The organism is Neobacillus sp. B24, assembly GCF_055381825.1.
This window is the reverse complement of sequence record NZ_AP035777.1, coordinates 4,860,944-4,882,682: the sequence shown is the minus strand read 5'-3', so window position 1 is coordinate 4,882,682 and position 21,739 is coordinate 4,860,944. Positions and strand designations below refer to the sequence as shown.

The 21,739-nt window shown below is 45.8% G+C and carries 17 protein-coding genes; 8 read left to right on the top strand and 9 right to left on the bottom strand.

All coding sequences use genetic code 11. From position 1 onward, the window contains the following. Nucleotides 1–2: 2 nt before the first annotated feature. Complete coding sequence (locus ACZ43M_RS24140; RefSeq protein ID WP_464505052.1) at nt 3–854, bottom strand: ABC transporter permease; 852 nt, start codon at nt 852–854, stop codon at nt 3–5. After that, on the bottom strand, nt 855–2,270 hold the full coding sequence (locus tag ACZ43M_RS24135; protein ID WP_464505051.1) for a quaternary amine ABC transporter ATP-binding protein: 1,416 nt from the start codon (nt 2,268–2,270) through the stop codon (nt 855–857). It lies immediately after the preceding gene. A gap of 410 nt (nt 2,271–2,680) precedes the next feature. On the opposite strand from ACZ43M_RS24135, the gene cudC reads away from it, so the two are divergent. Then, on the top strand, nt 2,681–3,217 hold the full coding sequence (gene cudC, locus ACZ43M_RS24130) for a choline uptake/conversion transcriptional regulator CudC (RefSeq protein WP_464505050.1): 537 nt from the start codon (nt 2,681–2,683) through the stop codon (nt 3,215–3,217). 81 nt (nt 3,218–3,298) lie between these two features. On the opposite strand, the gene ACZ43M_RS24125 is transcribed toward cudC, so the two are convergent. Continuing rightward, nucleotides 3,299–6,826 (bottom strand): bifunctional 2',3'-cyclic-nucleotide 2'-phosphodiesterase/3'-nucleotidase, encoded by a 3,528-nt coding sequence (locus ACZ43M_RS24125; protein WP_464505049.1) that lies wholly within the window; start codon nt 6,824–6,826, stop codon nt 3,299–3,301. A gap of 325 nt (nt 6,827–7,151) precedes the next feature. Between ACZ43M_RS24125 and ACZ43M_RS24120 the strand changes: the two genes are divergently transcribed. Next, complete coding sequence (locus ACZ43M_RS24120; RefSeq protein WP_464505048.1) at nt 7,152–7,985, top strand: YitT family protein; 834 nt, start codon at nt 7,152–7,154, stop codon at nt 7,983–7,985. 129 nt (nt 7,986–8,114) lie between these two features. Continuing rightward, nucleotides 8,115–9,041: an N-acetylmuramoyl-L-alanine amidase family protein gene (locus ACZ43M_RS24115; protein WP_464505047.1), complete on the top strand. Its 927-nt coding sequence runs from the start codon at nt 8,115–8,117 to the stop codon at nt 9,039–9,041. Between the two features lie 450 nt (nt 9,042–9,491). Here the strand turns inward: ACZ43M_RS24115 and ACZ43M_RS24110 are convergent, their stop codons facing one another. Then, nucleotides 9,492–11,867 (bottom strand): penicillin acylase family protein, encoded by a 2,376-nt coding sequence (locus ACZ43M_RS24110; protein ID WP_464505046.1) that lies wholly within the window; start codon nt 11,865–11,867, stop codon nt 9,492–9,494. Between the two features lie 161 nt (nt 11,868–12,028). Here ACZ43M_RS24110 and ACZ43M_RS24105 point away from each other — a divergent pair, with 161 nt between their 5' ends. Beyond that, complete coding sequence (locus ACZ43M_RS24105) at nt 12,029–12,469, top strand: ferritin-like domain-containing protein (protein ID WP_464505045.1); 441 nt, start codon at nt 12,029–12,031, stop codon at nt 12,467–12,469. A gap of 123 nt (nt 12,470–12,592) precedes the next feature. Here the strand turns inward: ACZ43M_RS24105 and ACZ43M_RS24100 are convergent, their stop codons facing one another. After that, nucleotides 12,593–12,844 (bottom strand): hypothetical protein, encoded by a 252-nt coding sequence (locus ACZ43M_RS24100; protein ID WP_464505044.1) that lies wholly within the window; start codon nt 12,842–12,844, stop codon nt 12,593–12,595. Between the two features lie 191 nt (nt 12,845–13,035). Here ACZ43M_RS24100 and ACZ43M_RS24095 point away from each other — a divergent pair, with 191 nt between their 5' ends. Both ACZ43M_RS24095 and ACZ43M_RS24090 read left to right on the top strand, forming a co-directional pair. Further along, a complete protein-coding gene (locus ACZ43M_RS24095; RefSeq protein WP_464505043.1) occupies nt 13,036–13,677 on the top strand; it encodes a transposase in 642 nt (213 codons plus the stop codon). Next, nucleotides 13,662–15,203 (top strand): YifB family Mg chelatase-like AAA ATPase, encoded by a 1,542-nt coding sequence (locus ACZ43M_RS24090; RefSeq protein ID WP_464505042.1) that lies wholly within the window; start codon nt 13,662–13,664, stop codon nt 15,201–15,203. The genes ACZ43M_RS24095 and ACZ43M_RS24090 overlap by 16 nt, the downstream gene beginning before the upstream one ends. Before the next feature lie 135 nt (nt 15,204–15,338). Here the strand turns inward: ACZ43M_RS24090 and ACZ43M_RS24085 are convergent, their stop codons facing one another. From ACZ43M_RS24085 to ACZ43M_RS24070, 4 genes are all read right to left on the bottom strand, one after another. After that, nucleotides 15,339–15,899 (bottom strand): glycerol-3-phosphate acyltransferase, encoded by a 561-nt coding sequence (locus tag ACZ43M_RS24085; RefSeq protein ID WP_464505041.1) that lies wholly within the window; start codon nt 15,897–15,899, stop codon nt 15,339–15,341. Between the two features lie 130 nt (nt 15,900–16,029). Further along, nucleotides 16,030–16,869, bottom strand: a complete 840-nt coding sequence (gene zupT / locus ACZ43M_RS24080) for a zinc transporter ZupT (RefSeq protein ID WP_464505040.1) — start codon at nt 16,867–16,869, stop codon at nt 16,030–16,032. A 266-nt stretch (nt 16,870–17,135) separates the two neighbouring features. Continuing rightward, nucleotides 17,136–18,062 (bottom strand): polyisoprenyl-teichoic acid--peptidoglycan teichoic acid transferase TagU, encoded by a 927-nt coding sequence (gene tagU, locus ACZ43M_RS24075; protein ID WP_464505039.1) that lies wholly within the window; start codon nt 18,060–18,062, stop codon nt 17,136–17,138. 234 nt (nt 18,063–18,296) lie between these two features. Continuing rightward, nucleotides 18,297–19,715, bottom strand: a complete 1,419-nt coding sequence (locus ACZ43M_RS24070; protein ID WP_464505038.1) for a S1C family serine protease — start codon at nt 19,713–19,715, stop codon at nt 18,297–18,299. Nucleotides 19,716–19,979: 264 nt separating this feature from the next. Between ACZ43M_RS24070 and wecB the strand changes: the two genes are divergently transcribed. Further along, a complete protein-coding gene (gene wecB / locus ACZ43M_RS24065) occupies nt 19,980–21,134 on the top strand; it encodes a non-hydrolyzing UDP-N-acetylglucosamine 2-epimerase (RefSeq protein WP_464508103.1) in 1,155 nt (384 codons plus the stop codon). Continuing rightward, nucleotides 21,131–21,517 (top strand): SMU1112c/YaeR family gloxylase I-like metalloprotein, encoded by a 387-nt coding sequence (gene gloA2 / locus ACZ43M_RS24060; RefSeq protein ID WP_464505037.1) that lies wholly within the window; start codon nt 21,131–21,133, stop codon nt 21,515–21,517. Before wecB ends, gloA2 begins: the two co-directional genes overlap by 4 nt. The last annotated feature ends 222 nt before the right edge of the window (nt 21,518–21,739 follow it).

Below are 21,739 nucleotides of genomic sequence, written 5' to 3'. Positions count from 1 at the left end.
TTTTAGGCAGTTCCTCCTTGGTTTTTGTTTTTTCCAATGTTTTGCGTCAGCCGGTCGAGAATGATAGCAATCACGACGATTGCCAGGCCAGCTTCGAATCCTTTACCGATTTGAATTTGTGTTACGGCCCGGTATACATCGGCACCAAGTCCTGGCGCCCCGACCATTGAGGCGATGACGACCATTGAGAGGGCGAGCATGATGCTTTGGTTAATACCGGCCATAATTGTCGGCATCGCCAGCGGCAGCTGCACCTTCAAAAGGCGCTGGCTGGTGGTCGAACCGAATGCTTCGGTCGCTTCAATAATATCGGCCGGAACCTGGCGGATGCCGAGAATCGTCAGGCGAATGGTTGGCGGCATTGCAAAAATGACGGATGCGACAACGCCCGGAACAACCCCAATATTAAAGAAGAAAATCGCCGGAATAAGGTAAACAAACGCCGGCATCGTCTGCATGAAATCGAGCACCGGTGTGACCACTTGCCGGACCGATGGTTTCTGTGATGCCCAAATTCCCATTGGAATCCCAATTAAAACGGAAATAACGACAGCAGCGAGCACGAGTGCCAGTGTTTCGAGCATCGGATCCCAGTAACCGAGATTGGCGATTAAGAACAAACCGATAAAGGTAAAAAGTGCAATTCCTTTGTTTGAAATTTTCCAGGCTAGCAAGGTTAATAGAATCATAAACACGTAAGATGGTATGTAGCCCATCCCGGTGACCATTCCTTCCACAAGCGCCTCCAGAACGTCGGTGACCCCGTCAAAGGCGACTTCGAGGTTCACAGTCAGCCAATTGACCAACGCATCCACCCATTTGGCAATCGGCAGTTTTGGCAGCCAATTTTCCATTTAGTTCACCTCCTGGTCTGCGTCATCGGCAGGCTTAGCCGACAGATTGACCTTGATTTTTGTGTCATGAGCCTGTGGCGGGGGAGTATTTTTTATGTCTCTTGGAAAATTGCCGCCATGGCTATCCTCAGAATTTCTTGCAGTATTGTTTCTGTGAGAAGGGTTCATGGCAGCGACTTCTGATAGGTTATCAACCTCCGTTGCAGCAACTTCAGAATTTACTTTTGAAAAATGATTCCGTTCCTCACTATTGCCGGCAAGTGCGCCGATGACAGCCCCCCTGACCAGGATTCCCTGAAGGCGATTGTTCTCATCTGTGACGGCAACCGGAATGACGGCCGTAGACACTTTATCAAATAAGTCGGTTAGGACGGTATCTGGCGTGACCGTGAGGACCTCAGGTTGGAGAATGTTTTGTAGCCCATCCCGGCGGTCGAGTGCCTCTTTGGCGTCAGCAGCGGTGATGGCCCCGAGCAGGGTTTTCTTTTTATCAACGACATAAACACTCGAGATTCCTAGTTCTTTCATGATTTGCAGTGCTACTCTTGGGCCCTTGTCGATTTGAACAGATTCCGCCCGTTTCATGACATGGCCGGCGGTAAGAACTTTGGATAGGTCAACATCCTCTACGAATCTCTCAACATAGTCGTTTGAAGGGTTCATCAGAATTTCCTCAGGGGTGCCGATTTGGACAATACAGCCATCTTTCATCAGGGCAATACGGTCCCCGATTCGGAGTGCCTCATCCAGGTCATGAGTGATGAACACAATCGTTTTCTTCATTTTTGACTGGAGCTCAAGCAATTCATCCTGCATGTCCTTGCGAATCAGCGGGTCGAGGGCGCTGAAGGCCTCGTCCATGAGGAGAATGTCAGCATCATTGGCCAGTGCGCGGGCGAGCCCTACGCGCTGCTGCATACCGCCGCTCAACTGCTGCGGATATTGGTGTTCATAGCCATCAAGGCCGACAAGCTTTAAGGCATCCTTCGCTTTGACTTGGCGTGTTTCCTTCGGAACACCTTGAACCTCAAGGCCATACTCAGTGTTTTCCAAGACAGTGCGGTGGGGGAGGAGCGCAAATTTTTGGAACACCATGCTGATTTTCTTACGGCGCAAGTCGCGAAGCTGTTCCTTGTTCATGTTGACAATATCCTTGCCATCGATCAGTATCTTACCTGAGGTTGGCTCAATTAAGCGGTTCAACAGGCGGACCAGGGTAGACTTCCCGCTTCCTGATAAGCCCATAATCACAAAAATCTCGCCAGCCTCCACTGTGAAACTCGCCCGGCTCACCCCAACAGTCGCCCCCGTCTTCCGGAGAATCTCCTGCTTCGACTCCCCCTCACTAAGAAGCTGAAGCGCCCGTTTCGACCTCCCAAACACCTTTGTCACATCTCTGACTTCAATCTTCTTCATCTATTCACCTTCCTTATACAGCAAATGGTGTCAGGCACCATCCGTGGACAAATCGCCCAATTTGTCCATCTGGGGCGGACACTGGTAGGCAACCTAATGTGTGTGTCCGCCCAGGGTGGACAGAACGCGGAATTTGTCCTTTTGTGGTGCCTGACACCAACTGGTATTTATTGGTTGAAAACCACCCTGATCTTACTATTTTATTTGATATTGGTTAGTATTGGCAATGTTGGAAATTACTTATTTCCGTTCATATTGTACGTACAGATAAAACTGTACAGTATAAATTCTAATTATTCTTAGAATTACTCTTAAATCCTCTCGTTTCCTCCCCAACTGACGTCTTTACTTTTGAAATAATCATGATAGTCTAGTAAAGGACACGTATATGAAATGGGTGTGGAAAATTGATGAATGGAGAAAAAAGGCTAGAAGAAGCCCGTGAACGGGTGATTGACGCAATCTCTCAAAATATGAATTTATACGGAGTTACTGAATCCATTGGCCGCTTGTATGGGGCTTTATATTTTCAAGAAGCTCCGATGACACTTGATGATATGAAAGAAGAACTAGGAATGAGCAAGACAAGTATGAGCACTTCCGTCCGCAGCCTGCTTGACTTGAAAATGGTCGATAAGGTATGGAAAAAGGGTGTCAGGAAGGATCTGTACCAAGCAGAACCGGATTGGTATCAAACCTTTATCGATTTCTTCACCATTAAATGGCGAAACGGTATCTCCATCAATGTGCATGCCATGGAAAAGTCGCGTGCCGACTTGCAGCACCTTATCCAGGACGAACAGGTAGATGAAGAGGTTAAAGAGAAGGCACGGATGGATATTGAAAAGCTGACAGCTGCCCTTGAATACTACGATTGGCTCAACCGTCTCGTCGACAGCTTTGAGTCGGAGGAAATTTTCAAGTTCATCCCTAAGAAAAAACCATAGAATGACAGCCTGCCACGCAAGGGCAAAAGAAAACGCCAAATCCTTATGTAAAGGGACTTGGCGTTTTTCTTTCAAGCTTTTTTATGGTGTTACTTTTTGAATCCGGCCTTCAGCTTTGTATTCAAATGGGCTTGGAAGTGTCTTAACGTAGTCCACAGTTGCCTGTAGATCCTCTGGTCCTACTTCTAACCCTGTAGAAAGGGTACCGATACCGTATTTAACATTTCCGTACATATAGTTGTTCACAACCACAGAATATTCCTTGTTGGGATCTATCTTGCTTCCATCCGGCAAGAAGATGTCGACAACTTTGCCGGTTTTCGCAGCGTCGTCATAGGTGAACGTATACTTAAACCCGGCGATATGGAAGTCAAGCCCGCGGTCGGTAATTTGATTGTTTAAAACTTGTTCCAAATCTGCACCACTAAGGTTAACTTTATTCAACACATTCCCGAATGGCTGAATCGCGAATAAATCCCCAAAGGTGACTTCCCCGGCATCAAGGTTGGCACGAACTCCACCGCCGTTCATTAATGCAAAATCAGAATTCATCGCTTTTTTCATTCCATCTGCGATTAGGTTACCAAGACCGTTGTCACCAACAGCCTCCGTTACAGGGTAAGACTTTACTAAAGATGTATGTGAGTTTCCAACAATCTCAGCTTTTATTGGTGCAATTTTGTCTTCGTACTTTTTCATAATCGCCGTAACAGCAGGGTCTGGAGTGTAGTCAGACTGATAAACTGTGACGATTTCTGCTTCTTTTTTCACGATATCGCCTGTTTCTGGGTTAATCACAAGATCAACATCTGAAAAAGCAGAACCATAAGAATAGGCTTGAACAATTAATTTGCCGTCAACAACTTTATCATTGTAAACATGGTTGTGACCTGCAAAAATAACATCGACTTCATCATCAACCGATTCCGCGATTTTGGAAGCATCGAATAAATCCGTGTAACCGTCTTGAGCGGCAGGGTTATGGGCAAGAACAACAATTGCCTCGATGCCTTGGTCCTTTAGTTCTGCCGTATACTTATTGATGGCTGCTGCTTCATCAGTAATCTGCAAATTCTCGTTTCCTTTTGTCACAATCATATTTGGGGTCTCTTGTGTAATAACCCCGATAAAGCCGATCTTGACTCCGCCAACTTCTTTCACAACATAAGGTGAAGTGATCAATTCACCTGTAGATTTATCAAAAGCATTTGCAGCAACAATCGGGAAGTTCATCCCGTCATAGCCTTCTGTACCTTTTCCGTCAGGGTGCTCGCCGCCGTCAATCATTCTGTGCAGCTCGGTAATCCCTTCATCAAACTCATGGTTTCCCAAGGTACCGACGTCAAATCCTAAAGATTCCATGACCTCTACTGTAGGCTCGTCTTGAAAAAGCGCTGAAATCAGCGGGCTGCCGCCAATCATGTCACCAGCGTGGACAAGCAAAGTGTTTTCGTTCGTTGCTTCACGCTCCCGAATCGCTGCAGCAGTATACTCCATGCTGCCTGCAAGACGCCCGCCAACAGTTGTATCGGTATCAAGCTGACCATGCAAGTCGTTCATGCCAAGCAGCTGGACCTTTACAGGATCGACACTTAAATCCAAGTTGTAAATGCCAAAGCCGGTACCGTCCGTTTCGCCTGTGTACGAAATATTGCTTCCTTCTTTAAGATAATTTGCTCCTTCTGGTGAAGATGTGAACGTTACGTTGACATCCCCAACGATTGGGGCAATCGACCAGTTTCCATCAGCAGTTGGTGTAATTTCTTTCTTTTCTGTAATATAACCCATTAAAATCTGACGGTTCTCATCTGCGGAGTCAACAACCATTTCGCTTCCTTTCACACCAGGGAAGTTTCCACCGCCGCCAGCGCGATAGTTGTTGGTTACCACGATAAAGTCTTGTTCAGGATCTACTGGTGTACCCTTATAAGTAAGGTTTACGACACGGCTGGAATCGGGGTTAATCAGATTGCCGGCTGGGTCATATTTGGGTGCTTGGGTCACATCAATTTGATATTGGACCCCGTCAATGACATCAAAGTTGTAAACAGGGAAGCCCCCATTTAATAAAGGCTGTTCTTCTGTTTTAGTCGGGTCAATTGTATTAAACTTGCCAGCCGACATTTCAATCCATTCTTTAACGACGGAGCCTTTTACCTTAATGGCTTTTAACGTATTGTCATATAGGTATAGATCTCCAGCGCTGCGAATCGTTAAATCGCCCTTCTTGATTTCCGTGTACTCGGCAACGCCATTACGGCCAGCCTTGAACGGTGCACCGACAGACAGGATTGGCAGGTCTTTGTATTCAGGCTTGCTCTGTGAGATGTATTTTTCCACATACCATTTTTGTGCATCTGTAACAACCTGGATGGATGGGTCATCCTGCACCAGCGCAAAATAGCTGTATATATCATCAGTTGTTGTGCCAATCGGGGTGTTCACATATTTGATAGTTGCCTCATGATCGGCCTTTACCGCATCAACAATGGATTGGACTGGCTTAACCTCAGAAATTTCGCGGGTTAAAGATTGGGAATCTTTTACCGACCATTTGCCTTTAATTTTTACAAGGTCAAGGTCAATGATACCGAGTGAACCGCCGCCATAACCGGCCTGTACTGCTGGAACGCCGTTAATGGTTCCTTTAGCATTATCTACGCCCGGAAGAGGATTGCCATCGGCACCTTTAAACAAGGCATCCAAAGATTTCACGTCTTTTGCCGGAAATAGTTTATGAGTGTGCGAGAAGGTAATTGCGTCAATGCCATCCACCTTACTTAACGCATAGATAACATCTTCCGTATTGTCTTTATTGCCGCTGAAGCCGGAGTGCGTCATCGCAATAACCAAATCAGCTCCATCTTCACGCATTTGCGGTATGAACTTCTTTGCTGTTTCCACGATACCCTTTGTGACCACTTTTCCATCGAGATTGGCCTTGTCCCAATCATTGATTTGCGGTGGTACAAAGCCAATGAACCCAACCTTGATTACTCTCTTTTTCCCATTCTCATCGACAACTTTTTTATTCATAATCCGATATGGAGTAAATTTGTTTTTGTCGTTATTCGGATTGTTGTCATGGTCATCGACATAAACGTTGGCATTCACATACGGGAAATTCGCATCATCATAAGCCTCGTCCAAAAATTCGAGTCCATAGTTAAATTCGTGATTTCCCAAGGTGGCTATATCATAGCCCATCTGGTTCATGGCCTTGAAAACAGGGTGAACCTGCCCGTCTTTTAACGGTTCAATTTTTGCAAAATACGTGCCGAGCGGTGTTCCCTGAATCAAGTCACCGTTATCGACCAGCATGCTGTTTTCTGCTTCAGCGCGGGCCTCGTTGACTAGTGCAGCCGTACTAGCCATCCCGACCTTCAAGTATTCGGCATTTTTGTAATAATCATAGTTTAGAATATTTGTATGTAGGTCCGTTGTTTCCATCAGCCGGAGCTCTACTACAGGGTCCTTTTTACCTGCATTTGGGCTTTTTCCTGCTGCTGCTTTAACCTGTGTACCTGAAAAGAATGGAGCTGCGAGAAGTGTTACTGCTAGTGATGTCGACAAGAATTTCTTGGCACTGCGGATTTGTCTTTTCTTCAACCTGTTTCACCATCCTAGTAATCTAGTTTTTTTAAAAAAAATAGTCGAAAAATCCCCCCTAAAAAGAATTAAAACTAGGCAGCTTTACTAAAAATAAGCAGCCCACTACAATTTTCGTTCTTAATAAAGAATTTACGGGGATATCCTTCATAATAATAAAAAAATTTCCATTATTGTGTAAGGGAAGGAAGTCATGGGTCAAAATACCGGGATATTATGGTAACGCGTTAATATATACGAGGGGCCGGTAATTTCTGTGGACAATTCCATGTATTGTTATAGAATAATATTTAACTGCCGGGTTAAGAAAAGGATGATTGGTACCATGACGAAAACATTGAAAGATTTATTGTATATATTCATAGGATCCCTTATTTTTGCGCTAGGAGTAAATTATTTCACAATACCAAACGAGCTCTCCGAAGGCGGTATTTTGGGGATTACTATCGTTACCTATTATTTATTTGGCTGGTCCCCGGGGGTCGTTAACTTTGTGATCAATGCTGCACTGCTCGCGATTGGCTATAAATTTTTTGAAAAAAGAGCCTTTGTCTACACGATTATTACCCTTGCGGTCAGTTCCGGGTTGTTGTTCTTAACAGAAGATATCGGGAGAAAGCTGACGGATGATATGCTGCTAGCTTCGCTGTTTGCCGGGCTGATGGTGGGGGCTGGCTTGGGACTGATTTTTCGGGCTGGGGGTTCATCAGGCGGTACAACGATCCTTGCTAAGCTGGCGAACCAATATTTTGGCTGGGGCATCGGCAAGGCGATGCTGGTCATGGATATCGTTGTCGTCGCAGGATCGATTTTTATCATTGGCTTGGAAAAAACGATGTACACTTTGCTTGTGGTCTATGTCGGGGCGAAGGCAATTGACTTTATCGTAGAAGGGCTGGATGAGCGGGTTGCGGTATTAATTATTTCCAACTCTCCTGAACAAGTGCTTGCGATGATTACGGAAAAAATGTCACGCGGCCTCACGGTATTGGACGGACATGGGGGCTACACCGGACAGAAAAAGGACGTACTCTATATCGTCATCAACAAGCAGGAAATCGTCCAATTGAAAAATTTGGTGCGCGAAATCGATGAGAAGGCCTATGTCACGATCCATAATGTTCATGAAATGATGGGCCGGGGCTATAAGGCAGGGTAGGCAATAAGTTCTATTGCATGCATGGGTTAGGATAGATGACCCATGCTATTTTTTTGTGGATTCGGGTAGGATAAAGATGAAAACTGACGAATTTAACATTTACGAGATTTCAGATTTGGAGTTGGTATGGTGAGGCTTAATAAAGCTAAAATGGGGATTGTTATCATTATTCTGCTGGCATTAGTCCCGTTATATATAATTTTTAATGGAAGTGGGGCAGATAAATCCAGCCCACAGAAGACAGCTGTTAAAACCGAGAAGGTGAACAAGGAGGATTCTGAGGAAAAGCCAACAGAGGGAATTCCACAAAAGGGTGATACAGAAGAGGCAGCTGCTAGGGCAGAGGAATCCCAGGCGGACAGCTCTGCCACGATGAAAAAGATACCATCCAATGAAAATAACGAGAGCAGCGGATTGAGTGACTTTTTGGTCGTCATTGACCCGGGCCACCAATTAAGGGCAAACATTGAAAAGGAGCCGGTCGGACCTGGCGCTTCGGAAACGAAAATAAAGGTTTCGGGCGGGACAACAGGAGTGGCTACGGGAAAGCCGGAATATGTTTTGACGTTGGAGGCCTCACTCATGTTGGGGAAGTTGCTTGAGGAAAACGGGGTAAAGGTGATGTACACGAGGACCACCCATAATGTCGATATTAGTAATCGGGAACGGGCGGAAATGGCGAATCAATCCGGGGCGGATCTGTTTGTTCGAATTCATGCGGATGGGGCAACGGATCATAATGTCAGCGGGTTGTCAGTATTAACGCCGGCGGAAACCAGCCCATATACCGGAGGAATCTACCAGGACAGCCTGCAAGCCTCGCAATTTATCATTCAGCAGGCAAAGAATGACCCGGAAGTAAAAGTCAACGGAGTGAAATTCCGATCCGACCTATCCGGCTTCAACTGGTCCCAGGTTCCTAGCACCTTAATTGAAATGGGCTACATGACCAACCCAGCCGAAGACAAAAACCTCTCTAACCCGGAATACCTGAGAGCCCTCCTCAACGGCGTCGCTGACGGAATACTACAATATGCACGTTTTAAAGATGAGTAATGGTGTATATGCGGTAATGGGTGTCACGGTAATTGGTGTCAGGCACCATCCGTGGACAAATTGCCTGTTTTGTCCACTTGGGGTGGACACTAAGGAAGTGTTAGAGGAGACAGTCGCTAATTAGGATTCTTGGCGCAGTGAGCGCCAAGAAAAAGGCCCCCGACTACGTCAATGGGGCTTATTGGCGTAGTAAGCCACAAGAAAAGTGGTCTCGACTACGCCAATGATGCCCATTGGAGCAGTGAACGCCTCAAAAAGCGCCTGTGACTGCGCCAATAGAAGTTATTGGCGTAGTAAACGCCAAGAAAAGTGGCCTCGACTACGCCAATAAAGCATATTGGAGCAGTGAACGCTTCTAAAATCAACTTTAACTGCTTCTATACACATAATTCAAACAGTAAACAAGCATCAATAAAGCCTCCTTCACACCCGAAGGAGGCTCATATAAACCTATTTCTTATTAGGCTTCAAAATGTCGAGAGTCATCGGTTTGTACTCCCAGTTAGCATACAGAATCCGTTGGTCGTCGAAATGCGGCGAAAACGGATTACCGCTTTGGCCAGGCGGCATGATATTTACACTCTTTGTTTGAACTTTAGAGAACTCAACGATTTGGTTGTAGGTGCCGCGGTTCATGTAAAGAATCGGGTCCACACCTCGGGCACCCTGCTGCTGGAAGGTTATGTTTGCGGCCGGTGTCAGCCATTGGTCCAGCGGCTTACCTTCGTATGCTTTTGCTGGATTTCCCACAATGTATTGTAGGCTGTCCCGAACAATCTTGTTCAAATCCAGCTGCCCAAGGAAGCTGTACGTATCCGCCAGTTCATTTCCGTCAGACTTTAGTACATGGTACAGCAGGTCATTCGAGTTTCCGCCGATTCCGTTTAATTCCGTGAATACTGTAGCTTTTACCTTATCAAACCAGCTTCTAAAAATGGTCAAGCCCGGGCTGTCGTAAAGTCCATTCTTATTGTCATCCCATTGGTACCCATCCCAATTCTCCACCAGTGCAGCGCCTTGCTTGACGTCAGCTGACAAACCTTCTACAGACCCCAATTTTTCTAAAAGTAAATCCTTAAAGAAATAAGCATTCAACTCAATATGGCCGGCTTTTTTATTAATGGCCTCCATGTCGGACCATGAAACTTTATCCAGCCCGCCAAGCTGGTCAAGGATGAATTTGGCCCGATGGGTTGGCCCAAATGCCTGCTCCGTGTATTCCCACTCACCGCTTGGCTTGTTGTTCCAGTTGGCCACAACCCCTTGAGCCGGGTTAATCGCGTGCGGCAAGGTTTCAAACGAATTTATTCCCTGCCAGTCCTGCGAGCCGTCGCCAAGCATCGGCAGGCGGTTGTCAGTGCCATTCGCTCTGATTGCGTTTTTCCCGGTTATCCAGTAGCCGATATTGCCTTGTTTATCGGAATAAAGGAAGTTGTGTGAGGTTGGGATCTTTTTTGTCGCTTCTTCAAATTGCTTCACATTGCTGGCACGGTTGAAATCATAGAAACCAACCATTGCCTGAATTTCCTGGCCCCAATGGGATCGTTGTTGGGTATAGGCGGTTTGAGCATCCTTGTAAATAACTGGTCCGTACACGCTGCGGTAGACTTTGAGCTCAACTGGATTGCCTCCAGCCGCCTTAATGATTTCCGTCCTTACCTCAAAATCCACCCATTTGCCTTTATACAAATACTGTTCCGGATTGGCTGGGTTTATTTTTAAAACAAATGTATCGATTTGGTCGCCATAGCCAGTCGTGGTTGTCCAGGCAAAATCGTTGCCGCGCCCGATAAGTGGAATCGGGCCAGCACCGGCAAACGCCATCCCGACCGAATTGTAACCCGCACCATGGATGCCGACTTCATGGGAAATCTGTGGCACGGAATATCCCATTTGCGGACCGCCAAGAAGGAGGGTTCCGCCTGAGGCGCTGCGCGATGGGCTGACCACCCAGGCATTGCTGCCGCCTTTATGCGGGAAACCGTAGGCCTTTTCAATATCGAGCTTCATTTGCTGTTCCTTTTCGAGCTGGACGGCCACCTTTTCGCTGTTCGGAAAGTTGCTCACATCAAGCTTGGAGGCTTTCTTTACTGATTTATCCGCGCCAGTATAAAGCGAGACCGGAGCATCGGAATCATTTTTCATATAAACCGTTCCAAATACTTCAAGACCTCTCTCGGGGCCAAATTTCTGCTGCAGCTTCGTTAGAAGTGCGAAATTGTTTAGTTCACCACCGCCACTTTCGCCAAACCTTCGCACCATCAATTGCTGTACTTTCAAAGAATCAACAATTGTCCATTTGGCCGGTTTTTGGCCGCGAAATTCAGGAGGAAGTGCCGCCGTTGGTGTCGTTTCTATGTAATGATTGATTCCGTCGATATAGCCCTGAAGACCGCGTCTGACATAGTCCGGCAGCTTGGCAAATTGAGCTAGTGCTTCTTCATCCGTGTAGCCGTCGCGGCGGATCACCTGGTCTTGTCCAATATTTGCTGGTGTGCCTCCGAAAAACTCGGCCATTCGCCCGCTGGCAACGATACGCGACAGCTCCGCCTGCCATAGCCTGTCCTCAGCGGTTGCATAGCCGACCCCGAAAAACAGAGAAGTGTCTGTTTCGGAATAGATATGTGGAACCCCGTAGGAATCCCTGACAATCTTGATTCCCTGTCCCTGATGGTTTAATAGTTTAGTAGATTCAATTTGATAGTCTGCTGGAGCTTGTGATGTGGGTGGAGATTTCGGTCCAGCGAGTCCCGGCGTTGGCACGGCCAATAAGCTGGCTGCCAGAAAAGTGGTTGATAGAACGGATAGGATGCGTTTGTCTTTCAAAAAAAGCCCCCCTTTTTCATAGATTCCTGTCCACTATAACGCACGGAACGTGTGAAAAATGTAACTGTTTGGACATGAAAATGGGAAATATTTCGACACCGGACACCCAAAGGGGCAGTTCACCATAGGATATACAATGAGAAAGAATTGGGGGAATGACTATGTATCCTTATACCAATTATTTGGACGCGTTAGCCCGGCAATCCAATAAATTCATAAGTGATCTTGAAAAGGCGATAAATGGTGAATACAGCGCTATCGATTGTTATGCCAAGTTGGCTAATTTAGCGAGGAAGCAAACAGAGCGGGAGCAAATCCTGGAAATCCGACAGGACGAAGTCAAGCATTATCAGCAGTTTGTACAGCTGTATCAGAGGTTGACGGGGAGACCGCCGCAGGCAAAAATTGTCGAGGAATGCCCTGGAGATTATGTAAAGGGATTGGAGTTTGCGTTGGTCGATGAGCAGAAAACGGTAGATTTTTACCTGGAAATTGCTGACGAGGCGACAGACCCATTTGTTAGGGAGGTGTTTCGCAGATCTGCAGCCGATGAGCAGAATCATGCTGTCTGGTTTTTGTATTATTTTATGAAAAATAAATGAATCGCGAAAGTCGGGGATAATTTTCTCCGGGTTCGGAGTTCCGAAGAATACTATTTTCGCAGATTATATGAAGATTGTTAACCCCCGAATGGCTAGGTTCGGGGGCAATTATATATGGTATTTCTAGTCTCCGCCACCACCGCTACTGGAATCCCCGCCTAAGTCAGACGCGGAATCATGGTGATAATCCCGGCCTTCTACATCATGGCTATAGGACCGCTGTTTTCCTTTGCTTACATTCGGGAAAACTAAGAATGCCAGAATAATGAAAAGGACGCCATAGAATTGATCCGCTCCGAAAATCAGATAAATACCGGCCACAAGCAAGACAGCCCCAAGCAAACGCTGCAACAATCTGACCGCCTTCAGAGACATTCCCCCCTTGGTGAGTGGTGCAAAGCTGTATTGTAAAATAAATATGACCCGTTAGGATCAATTATTCATTACGTTGGGGTTACAGCACGAAAACAGTCACCTGTGATCAACAAATTGAACATTTTGTTAACATCCCCCTTCATAAGCGACCGTGCAGAATTTTCCAAGTATAATAAAGGAGCTTAATTCTATTGAAGGAGAGTGATTATATGGTGCGCCATAATCGTTTGTGGTTTGCAGGGGCGAAGTTTCATGTGACGAGCAGGGGAATCCGTAGGAGTCAGTTGTTTTTTGAGGATGAGGATTATGAGAAGTATCTTTCCTTGCTCGAGGAAACACGGAGGCGCTACACGTTTATCCTACATTCTTATTGTTTGATGTCCAATCACACCCATCTCCAGCTGCAAACGCTGGAAACCCCGCTCAGCACCATCATGAAGTACCTCAACACCCAGTACGCCAAATATTTTAACAAGAAGTACGATTTTTCCGGACATGTATTCGAAAGCAGATACGGCGCTGAACTGCTTAACTCACCTGAATACGAGATTGATGTCAGCAGGTATATTCATTTAAATCCGGTGGTCGCCGGAATGGTCTCCACACCCGAAGAGTACCCTTGGAGCAGTTATTGTGCCTATGTCCTCACTGACGGGATGGCAGGTCCAAAACAGCCGATCGTCAACCCCCAGCATATTCTGTCTTTCTTCCCAGAACCCCCATCACAGTCCTATGAACACTATATGAAATCACGGTATAATGACAAGTTTTATTGGGAAAACGGCAAGATTTGTTTCATTGAAGGGGAGGTGTCAACATGTGGGCGAAAGTAACAAGCATTGGGTTAAAAGGAATGGCAGGCTACCGGGTGAATGTCGAGGTGAGCTCATATGTCGGTAACGATACTTTTAAAATTGTGGGATTGCCAGATGCCGCGGTGAAGGAATCCAAAGAGAGGATCATCGCTGCACTTCGGTCGCTTGGGTACACACCTAATGGACAAAAAATAACCATTAACCTCTCGCCTGCAGACCAAAAGAAAATGGGCTCCATGTTTGACCTGCCAATGGCAATCGGGGTCTTGCTGAGCCTTCGTGAGCTGGATGCAGTGGTCCAGCTGGACACTGCCTTCATCGGTGCGCTGTCATTGGACGGAGCGGTACAACCTGTCGAGGGGCTGCTGCCGGCGCTGCTCGCCGCAAAGACTCTTGGCGTACGAAAACTCTATATACCTTTCGATTCACAGCTTCCATCCCTCGATTTTACTGAGATGGATATCATTCATGTGGAATCGTTGCAGGATGTCATCGGCCATCTTACCGGACAATGCTCCGCGCCGAGGCGTGCGTCCGAACCCTTTTTGAAAAAACAACCGGAGGAACGCGGCGCGAATCCAGACTACATAGACTACCAGCAAATCATCGGTCATTCCGCTGCCAAGACGGCACTTGAAATAGCCGCGGCCGGGGAGCATCACGTGCTGATGACCGGACCGCCTGGCTGCGGGAAAAGCTTGCTTGCCTGGAGTTTCCTATCCATTTTACCGGCATTATCGAAGGAGGGACAGCTGGAGGTGATGAGTTTGTACCAGTTAAGTCGAATGGCGGACTCGCCAACAGAGGCTCCGCCATTTCGCAATCCTCACCATTCTGCCTCAGGCGTTTCAATTATTGGCGGCGGGCAGTATCCAAAGCCGGGGGAGATTTCTTTGGCCCATCGTGGTGTGTTATTCCTCGATGAAATCGGGGAGTTTTCGAAAAAGACGTTGGACATGCTGCGGCAGCCGCTGGAAAACGGGATGATCACCATCAGCCGGACCCATGCCACGATTACGTACCCAGCCTCGTTCATTTTGCTAGCGGCGATGAATCCGTGCCCGTGCGGTTATGCAGGGTCCAACACCCACTATTGCACGTGCACGCCTAAGCAGATTCACTACTACCATAATAAGCTTTCAGGGCCGCTTCGGGACAGGTTTGATATTCACCTAAGTTTAGGGGCAGTGGATTTAGCTGCGGAGACGATTGCTGGGGCAGCGGCGGATTCATCCCGAACGATCCAGACAAGGGTAGAAGAGGCAAGGATACGGCAATACGACCGTTATGGGCAGGAAATCTGTAACGGCCGGGTTCCGTACGATCTGCTTTTAAAAACCAGCCCCTTAAGCACTCATCAGCAACAAACCTTACGGAATCTGCTATTGAAAGAAGGCATGAGCAATCGAACCCATATCAAAATTATCCGTCTCGCACGCACCATCTCTGATTTATCTGGAAGCACGCACATAACCGACGAAAGCATTACAGAAGCAATTAAGTTAAACCGCAGCGGCTTAACAAGAGAGTCCGTTTTCGTGTGATAGAAAAAAGGCAGATTAGCAAAATGGTGTCAGGCACCACCCGTGGACAATTTATCTGTTTTGTCCACGTGGGGTGGACACTCAATAGAAAGTTGAAGAAAAGGTAGATTGGCACTCTTATAAAGTGAAATAAATCTACCTTTTCAGTCGTTCCTTGATATTTTCAGAGTGTGCCAGAAAAAGCAGTCCGAGTATGCCCATTACAATCAGGCAGTTTACCAGGCCATAGGCACTGAAGTATAGGACAAGCGGGGCAGCAAGGAATGAACCGAGACCGGCAAGGGTGAAGCTTTTGGTAAATGGGTAGAGTACCCCGAATGCCAGCACGACGAAAGGAGCAACGAGCGGCTCGAAAGTTAGTATCCCGCCAATAAAGGTTGAAATTCCTTTACCACCTTTAAACCCCAGCACAGCTGGCTTTAAATGGCCAATGACCACTAGCGCTAGGCCGGCCAATAAAACAGTCTCCGAGAACCCAAAATAACGTCCAAGCAGGATAACCGTTGTCCCCTTTAACGCATCACCAAGAAATGTAAGGACAAAGGCCTTTTTCCCATAAAGCCTTCCGGCGTTCCTTGCTCCGACATTGCCGCTCCCGCCCGTTCTTATATCCTGTTGAAAAAATATCCTGGTGACGAGGTAGCCAAACATGATATTCCCTATAAAATAGGACAGAATCCAATACAACCAATTCATTCTCTTCACAGCCTAAAAAGAAATTTTAAAAACAGTTTCTAACAATAAATCTACAATTCTATAAAGCGTAAAAACCCCTTCGAAACCATTACAATTCTTTAATAGTTTCGAAGGGGATTTTTAAAGTTATTTAGATAAATAGCAGCAAGCTTATCGCCATCACGGCCATGCCGCCAATTAACCCATAAATAGAAAGATGCGCTTCATCATATTTTTTCGCGGCCGGAAGCAGCTCGTCAAGTGAGATGAACACCATAATTCCGGCAACTGCGGCAAAGATAACACCAAACATGACTTCGTTCAGAAATGGCATCAGGAACAGGTAAGCAGCAAGGGCCCCGATTGGTTCTGACAATCCCGACAAAAAGGATAGCTTGAAGGCCTTTTTCTTATCGCCTGTGGCAAAATAAACCGGAACAGAGACGGCAATACCTTCTGGTATGTTGTGAATAGCAATGGCAACGGCAATGGCGATGCCGAGTTTTGGGTCCTGAAGCGCAGAGGTGAAGGTGGCAATTCCTTCTGGAAAGTTATGAATGCCAATCGCCAGCGCCGTAAACGTCCCCATTTTTAATAAATCCGGCTTTTTATCGGCAGTTAAGCCGCCATTGCCATTGGAGGAGCCATTTCCTTTGGATGACATATCCTCGACTGTTCTTAATTCATGTGGGTTTGACTGCTTTGGAATAAATTTGTCAATCGCGGCAATCAACAGCATCCCTGCGAAGAATCCCGCGACCGTCACCCAGTTTCCCGGCACAGTTCCAAGTGCATCTATGAGGGCCACCTTTGCTTTGACAAAAATTTCAACCATTGACACATATATCATTACCCCAGCAGAGAATCCTAGTGTTACCGACAGGAATTTTGTATTTGTATGTGATGTGAAAAACGCAAGCAAGCTTCCGATTCCGGTAGCCAGACCAGCGAATAAGGTCAAGCCAAACGCTAATAACAGATTTTCAGGCACGTTCTTCTCCCTCCTCATGTAGCATTTTAATCTCAGATATCGTCAAATAAATTCAATTATATTTTTATATGCGTAAACTCAGAAATGTTTCCTGTGGGAAAGAATTTGTGCATAGGACAATACTATTGATGTCAATATGGTACCACACCCAATGCGGAATTTATAGAAAAAGGAAAGCTGGCTTGAATGGCTGTCGTAATAGTTGACGGTCATTCAAGCCAGCTTATTAAATAGATTTTCGTGTTATCCCTCGTTCTTTAAAATTGCTATTGCAATTCCAGCTGCGTTTTTAGCTCTGATTGGATTCTCGCTTTTTCCTCAGAAGAAACAAGGCCGTAATAAATCTTATTGATCATGGTCCCGGTCTCTTTTATTTCCATTTGTTCAATGTTTTTTCCGGCATCTCGATAATTTTTTTGAATATCGACCATTTGTTGAAATGTTAAATTCGTTTTGATGTTTTTCCCAAGGGCCTGAAAAATATCTTGGAAATTCGTCAGACTGGAAAGACTGATTCCCTTTTGAATGACTGCATTAATGATTTGCCGTTGTCTGGATTGACGGCCAAAGTCTCCCCTTGGGTCCTCATACCGCATTCTGGCATAGCTTAATGCCTGTTCGCCGGTAAGCGTAATTTCGCCCTTCGGATAATTAAATTCATCTACGAAATAGTCTAAATCATTATAGACCTGGACACCTCCAACGGCATCTACAATATCTCGAAAACTTTCCATATTTATTTGCAGGTAGTAATCAATCGGGATATCGAGAAAGTTTTCTACTGTTGCCATTGACATCGGGACGCCGCCAAATGCATAGGCGTGGTTAATTTTATCGTCTTTGCCCTTTCCGACTATTTCTGTCCGGGTATCGCGGGGAATGCTTAACATTTGTACGGATTGATTATTCGGATTTACTGTTAAAACAATGATTGTATCAGACCGGCCTTTGTCACCCTCCCGTTCATCGACACCCAGCATCAAGACGGAGAAAGGAGCTTTTTTCTCTAAAAGGACTGGCTCCGTACGTTTATAGGGCACTGTTCGCTCGATAGGCTGGTGCATGGTCGTCACTGCATCTTTTAAAGATTTATAGACTATGTAACCATAAGTGCCAATTCCTATAAAAAGGACCAAAAGGAGGATTCCGATAATTTTTAGCCACTTTCTAGGACTCTTCTTTAGGGGTGACATTGTTTATTCCTCCAGATGTGGATTGAATTGTAAAATCTTTTTTTGACTTAGTTTTCTATGGGGTTAAGTGCAGAATAATGGCAGTACTTCAGGTGGAAGTATTTCAATAATATTATATTTATATTACCATATATGGTTAAAAAATCCTATTCGTAATAAAGTGCATTTTGGGGAATCTATTAATAAAAAAAGGATGCAGTAACAAAACTGCATCCCGATTTCCGTGCTATATAACTAGTCTTCGTCCTTCTTCTGGTTCTTTTGCTGTTCTTGGAGGGCAAGGAGGATGTCTTGAATGTCGACTTTCCCGTCCTTGTTTAGGTCAGCGATGTTTGGTTCGAGTCCGGTATTCTCTTGCTGCTGCGTTCCTGTCTGTGCCGCACCCGGTGTTTGCACTAAAGCAGGTTCAGCCCCAGTCATTACCGCAGTCCCGGCACCACGCGTTTTCGATCGTCCACCCACAAAAGTAAACACCAATAAAATCAGCACCAGCAGTCCGGCAACGCCATCACCAATATAGAACATCATGGCGTAGTCTGACCACAAAGTCTTGCTGTTGCCCATCTTTTTCTCGGAATTGCTGATATATTCCTCGATTTCGGAATGCTTCGGATAAATCCGCTGCACTGCCTCAAATTTTTCTAAAGCATGCTTGTAATAGCCGCCCCAATATAAATCGAGCCCTTCCTTATAAAGCCGGTCCGTTTCGCTCTTGGTATTCCGGACGCCTGCCTGGTTCACAAACTCCCTTACCGTATCTACCGGTACAGCGAAATTAAAGCCCTGGACCTCCTGACCATTGACCGTGTCGCCTCTAAACGTCAAAAGCCCAATAATGTCGCCATTTTCACTGATAACCGGACCCCCGCTATTGCCATGCGTCGCTGCAGCATTAATCTGGATGACTGGACTGCCTTGATCCGTCTTTTTATCGGTAGCGGAAATCTGCCCAGCATTCATCGTCGAAACAAGGGAGGAATCTGGTGATAATAGCTGGGAATCAGCTGCTGCCGGATAGCCGCTAACCCAAATATCATCCTGGTTTTCGATGTCATCGGAGCTGCCAAGCGGAATGGTCGGCAGATTTTTCCCCTCAATTTTAACTACCGCCACATCTTTTCCTTCATTAATCGGAGCCCCGTAGCTTTTAATCTCGCCATCAAGTACATCTCCCCCAGGTAAAATCACCTTGGTGACCTTTTGAATTCCCGTGTATTGAGTCCATTGGAGCAGATAGTCATACGCCTCGTTGAAATCGACTTGGAAGTAGTCTGCCATAATCGTCACCAACTGCTCGAAAGCGGCATCGGCAATCTCCTGATCTTCCGATTTCGCAAATTCCACGACATGAGCGTTGGTAACGATATAGCCATCGGGACTAATAACCGCTCCCGAGCCGGATCCCCCGATTAAAGTTTGATATTTTAACCTCTCAAAGACTGCTTGGACATCAGGGTTGTAGTCAAGAAACTGCCACTGTACGACTGCATAGTCAATAATCCGGACAACCGCGGGTTTCGTGTATTCATTCAGCCTCTGGGCGTGCTTTACATCGCCGGCAGCCGGTTTGAGATTGATAAAGAAAAACGAGGCAACAATCGCCGCAATCAGCAGTATACTGAGCGGTATCGTAAAAAGGGCCCTTTTCTTCAAAGCATGCTTCACCTCTTATATCTTTTTTAAAAAACTAACAATGGCAATATATTCGGGGGGTGGATAAAAGGAATTTGTACAAATGTTATTGCACGCCCTTTTTGGAATTGACAATCGATATTCAACCCAGGGAAATTTATCGTCAAATCAATATTGCTTTTTCCTTCAAGTTAATTTTGTTATCATGTTAATGTGCAAATTTGAAGATAATTTTAAAATCTATCTATAAGATGTATACTGATGTCAGGAAGATTATTGGAGGTAATTATGGATAAATTGAAGGTAATGACTGTATTTGGGACAAGGCCGGAAGCAATTAAAATGGCTCCGCTTGTAAAAGAGTTGGAAAAACGTCCGGAGCAGATCGAATCCATCGTTACAGTTACAGCCCAGCACCGGGAAATGCTAGACCAGGTGTTGCGGATTTTTGAAATCACCCCGGATTATGATCTTAATATTATGAAGGAAAGGCAGTCCTTGGTTGGCGTAACCACACGTGCATTAGAGGGATTGGACCAGGTCTTGGGCGAGGTTAAACCGGATATTGTGCTCGTTCATGGTGATACAACCACAACGTTTGTTGCCAGCTTGGCCGCCTTTTATCATCGAATTCTGATTGGGCATGTTGAGGCTGGACTTCGCACCCACAACAAATATTCGCCATATCCGGAGGAAATGAACCGTCAACTAACCGGTGTTTTGGCTGATTTACATTTTTCTCCTACGATTCAGTCCAAGCAAAACCTTTTGACCGAAAATAAAAAGGAAGCTTCGATTTTTATCACGGGTAATACAGCAATTGATGCGTTAAAGACGACGGTTAAGACTGATTATTCGCACCCGGTTTTAGACCGGATTGGCGGCGATCGCTTAGTTTTAATGACGGCTCATCGCCGTGAAAACACCGGTAAGCCAATGGAAAATATGTTCCGTGCTATTTCCCGATTGGTTGAAAAACATGAAGACATTCAAGTTGTTTACCCTGTACATATGAACCCGGTTGTGCGTGAAATTGCCAATCGTATTCTTGGAGACAATGGGCGGATTCACCTTATTGAGCCGTTGGATGTTATTGATTTTCACAACTTTGCTTCAAGGGCGTATTTAATTTTGACCGATTCTGGTGGTGTACAAGAGGAAGCCCCGTCATTGGGAGTTCCGGTTCTTGTGTTACGTGATACAACCGAGCGTCCTGAGGGAATTGAAGCGGGAACCTTGAAACTGGCGGGGACTGATGAAGAAACGATTTTTGGTTTAGCAGATGAGCTATTGTCCAGTCAGGCAGCACATGATCAAATGGCCAAGGCTTCCAACCCGTACGGGGACGGCTTTGCCTCAAAACGAATAGTTGAAGCCATTCTCTATCAATTTGGTCGCAACGAAAACAGACCATCCGATTTTGGAGTTGATGGAAATTGAGACTAGAATCTGTACACCATATCGCCATCATTTGTTCAGACTATGAAAAGTCGAAGGATTTTTATGTGCGTATCCTTGGTTTGAAACCAATCAGGGAGGTTTTCCGTGAGGAGCGGAAATCCTATAAGCTTGATTTAGAGGTGAATGGGCACTATCAAATCGAGCTGTTTTCGTTCCCAGACCCACCGGAACGTCCAGGCTATCCGGAAGCAGCGGGATTGAGACATTTAGCGTTTGCGGTGGCAGATATTGAGGCGGCAGTAGAATACCTAACCTCACAGGGAATAAAGGTTGAGCCGATTCGTATCGATCCCTATACTGATAAGAAATTCACCTTCTTCGCTGACCCTGATGGCCTTCCGCTTGAACTTTATGAAAAATAAACGCAACACAAAAGGGTGAGAACGATGGGTTCCCACCCTTTTCTTGTTGCTTGCATCGGTCCCTCCCCAGTAAAAATAGGTCTCAGGTCGTAGATTTTCTTCCGCTCGTGGTCTATAGCAGGCAGGAGTTTTTTAGTGTATTGTGGAAGTAATAAATGGAAATTATTTTCTAGTCGCGGTTTCTATTTAGATGAAACATTTTTCTGAGTTATTCGTATGAAT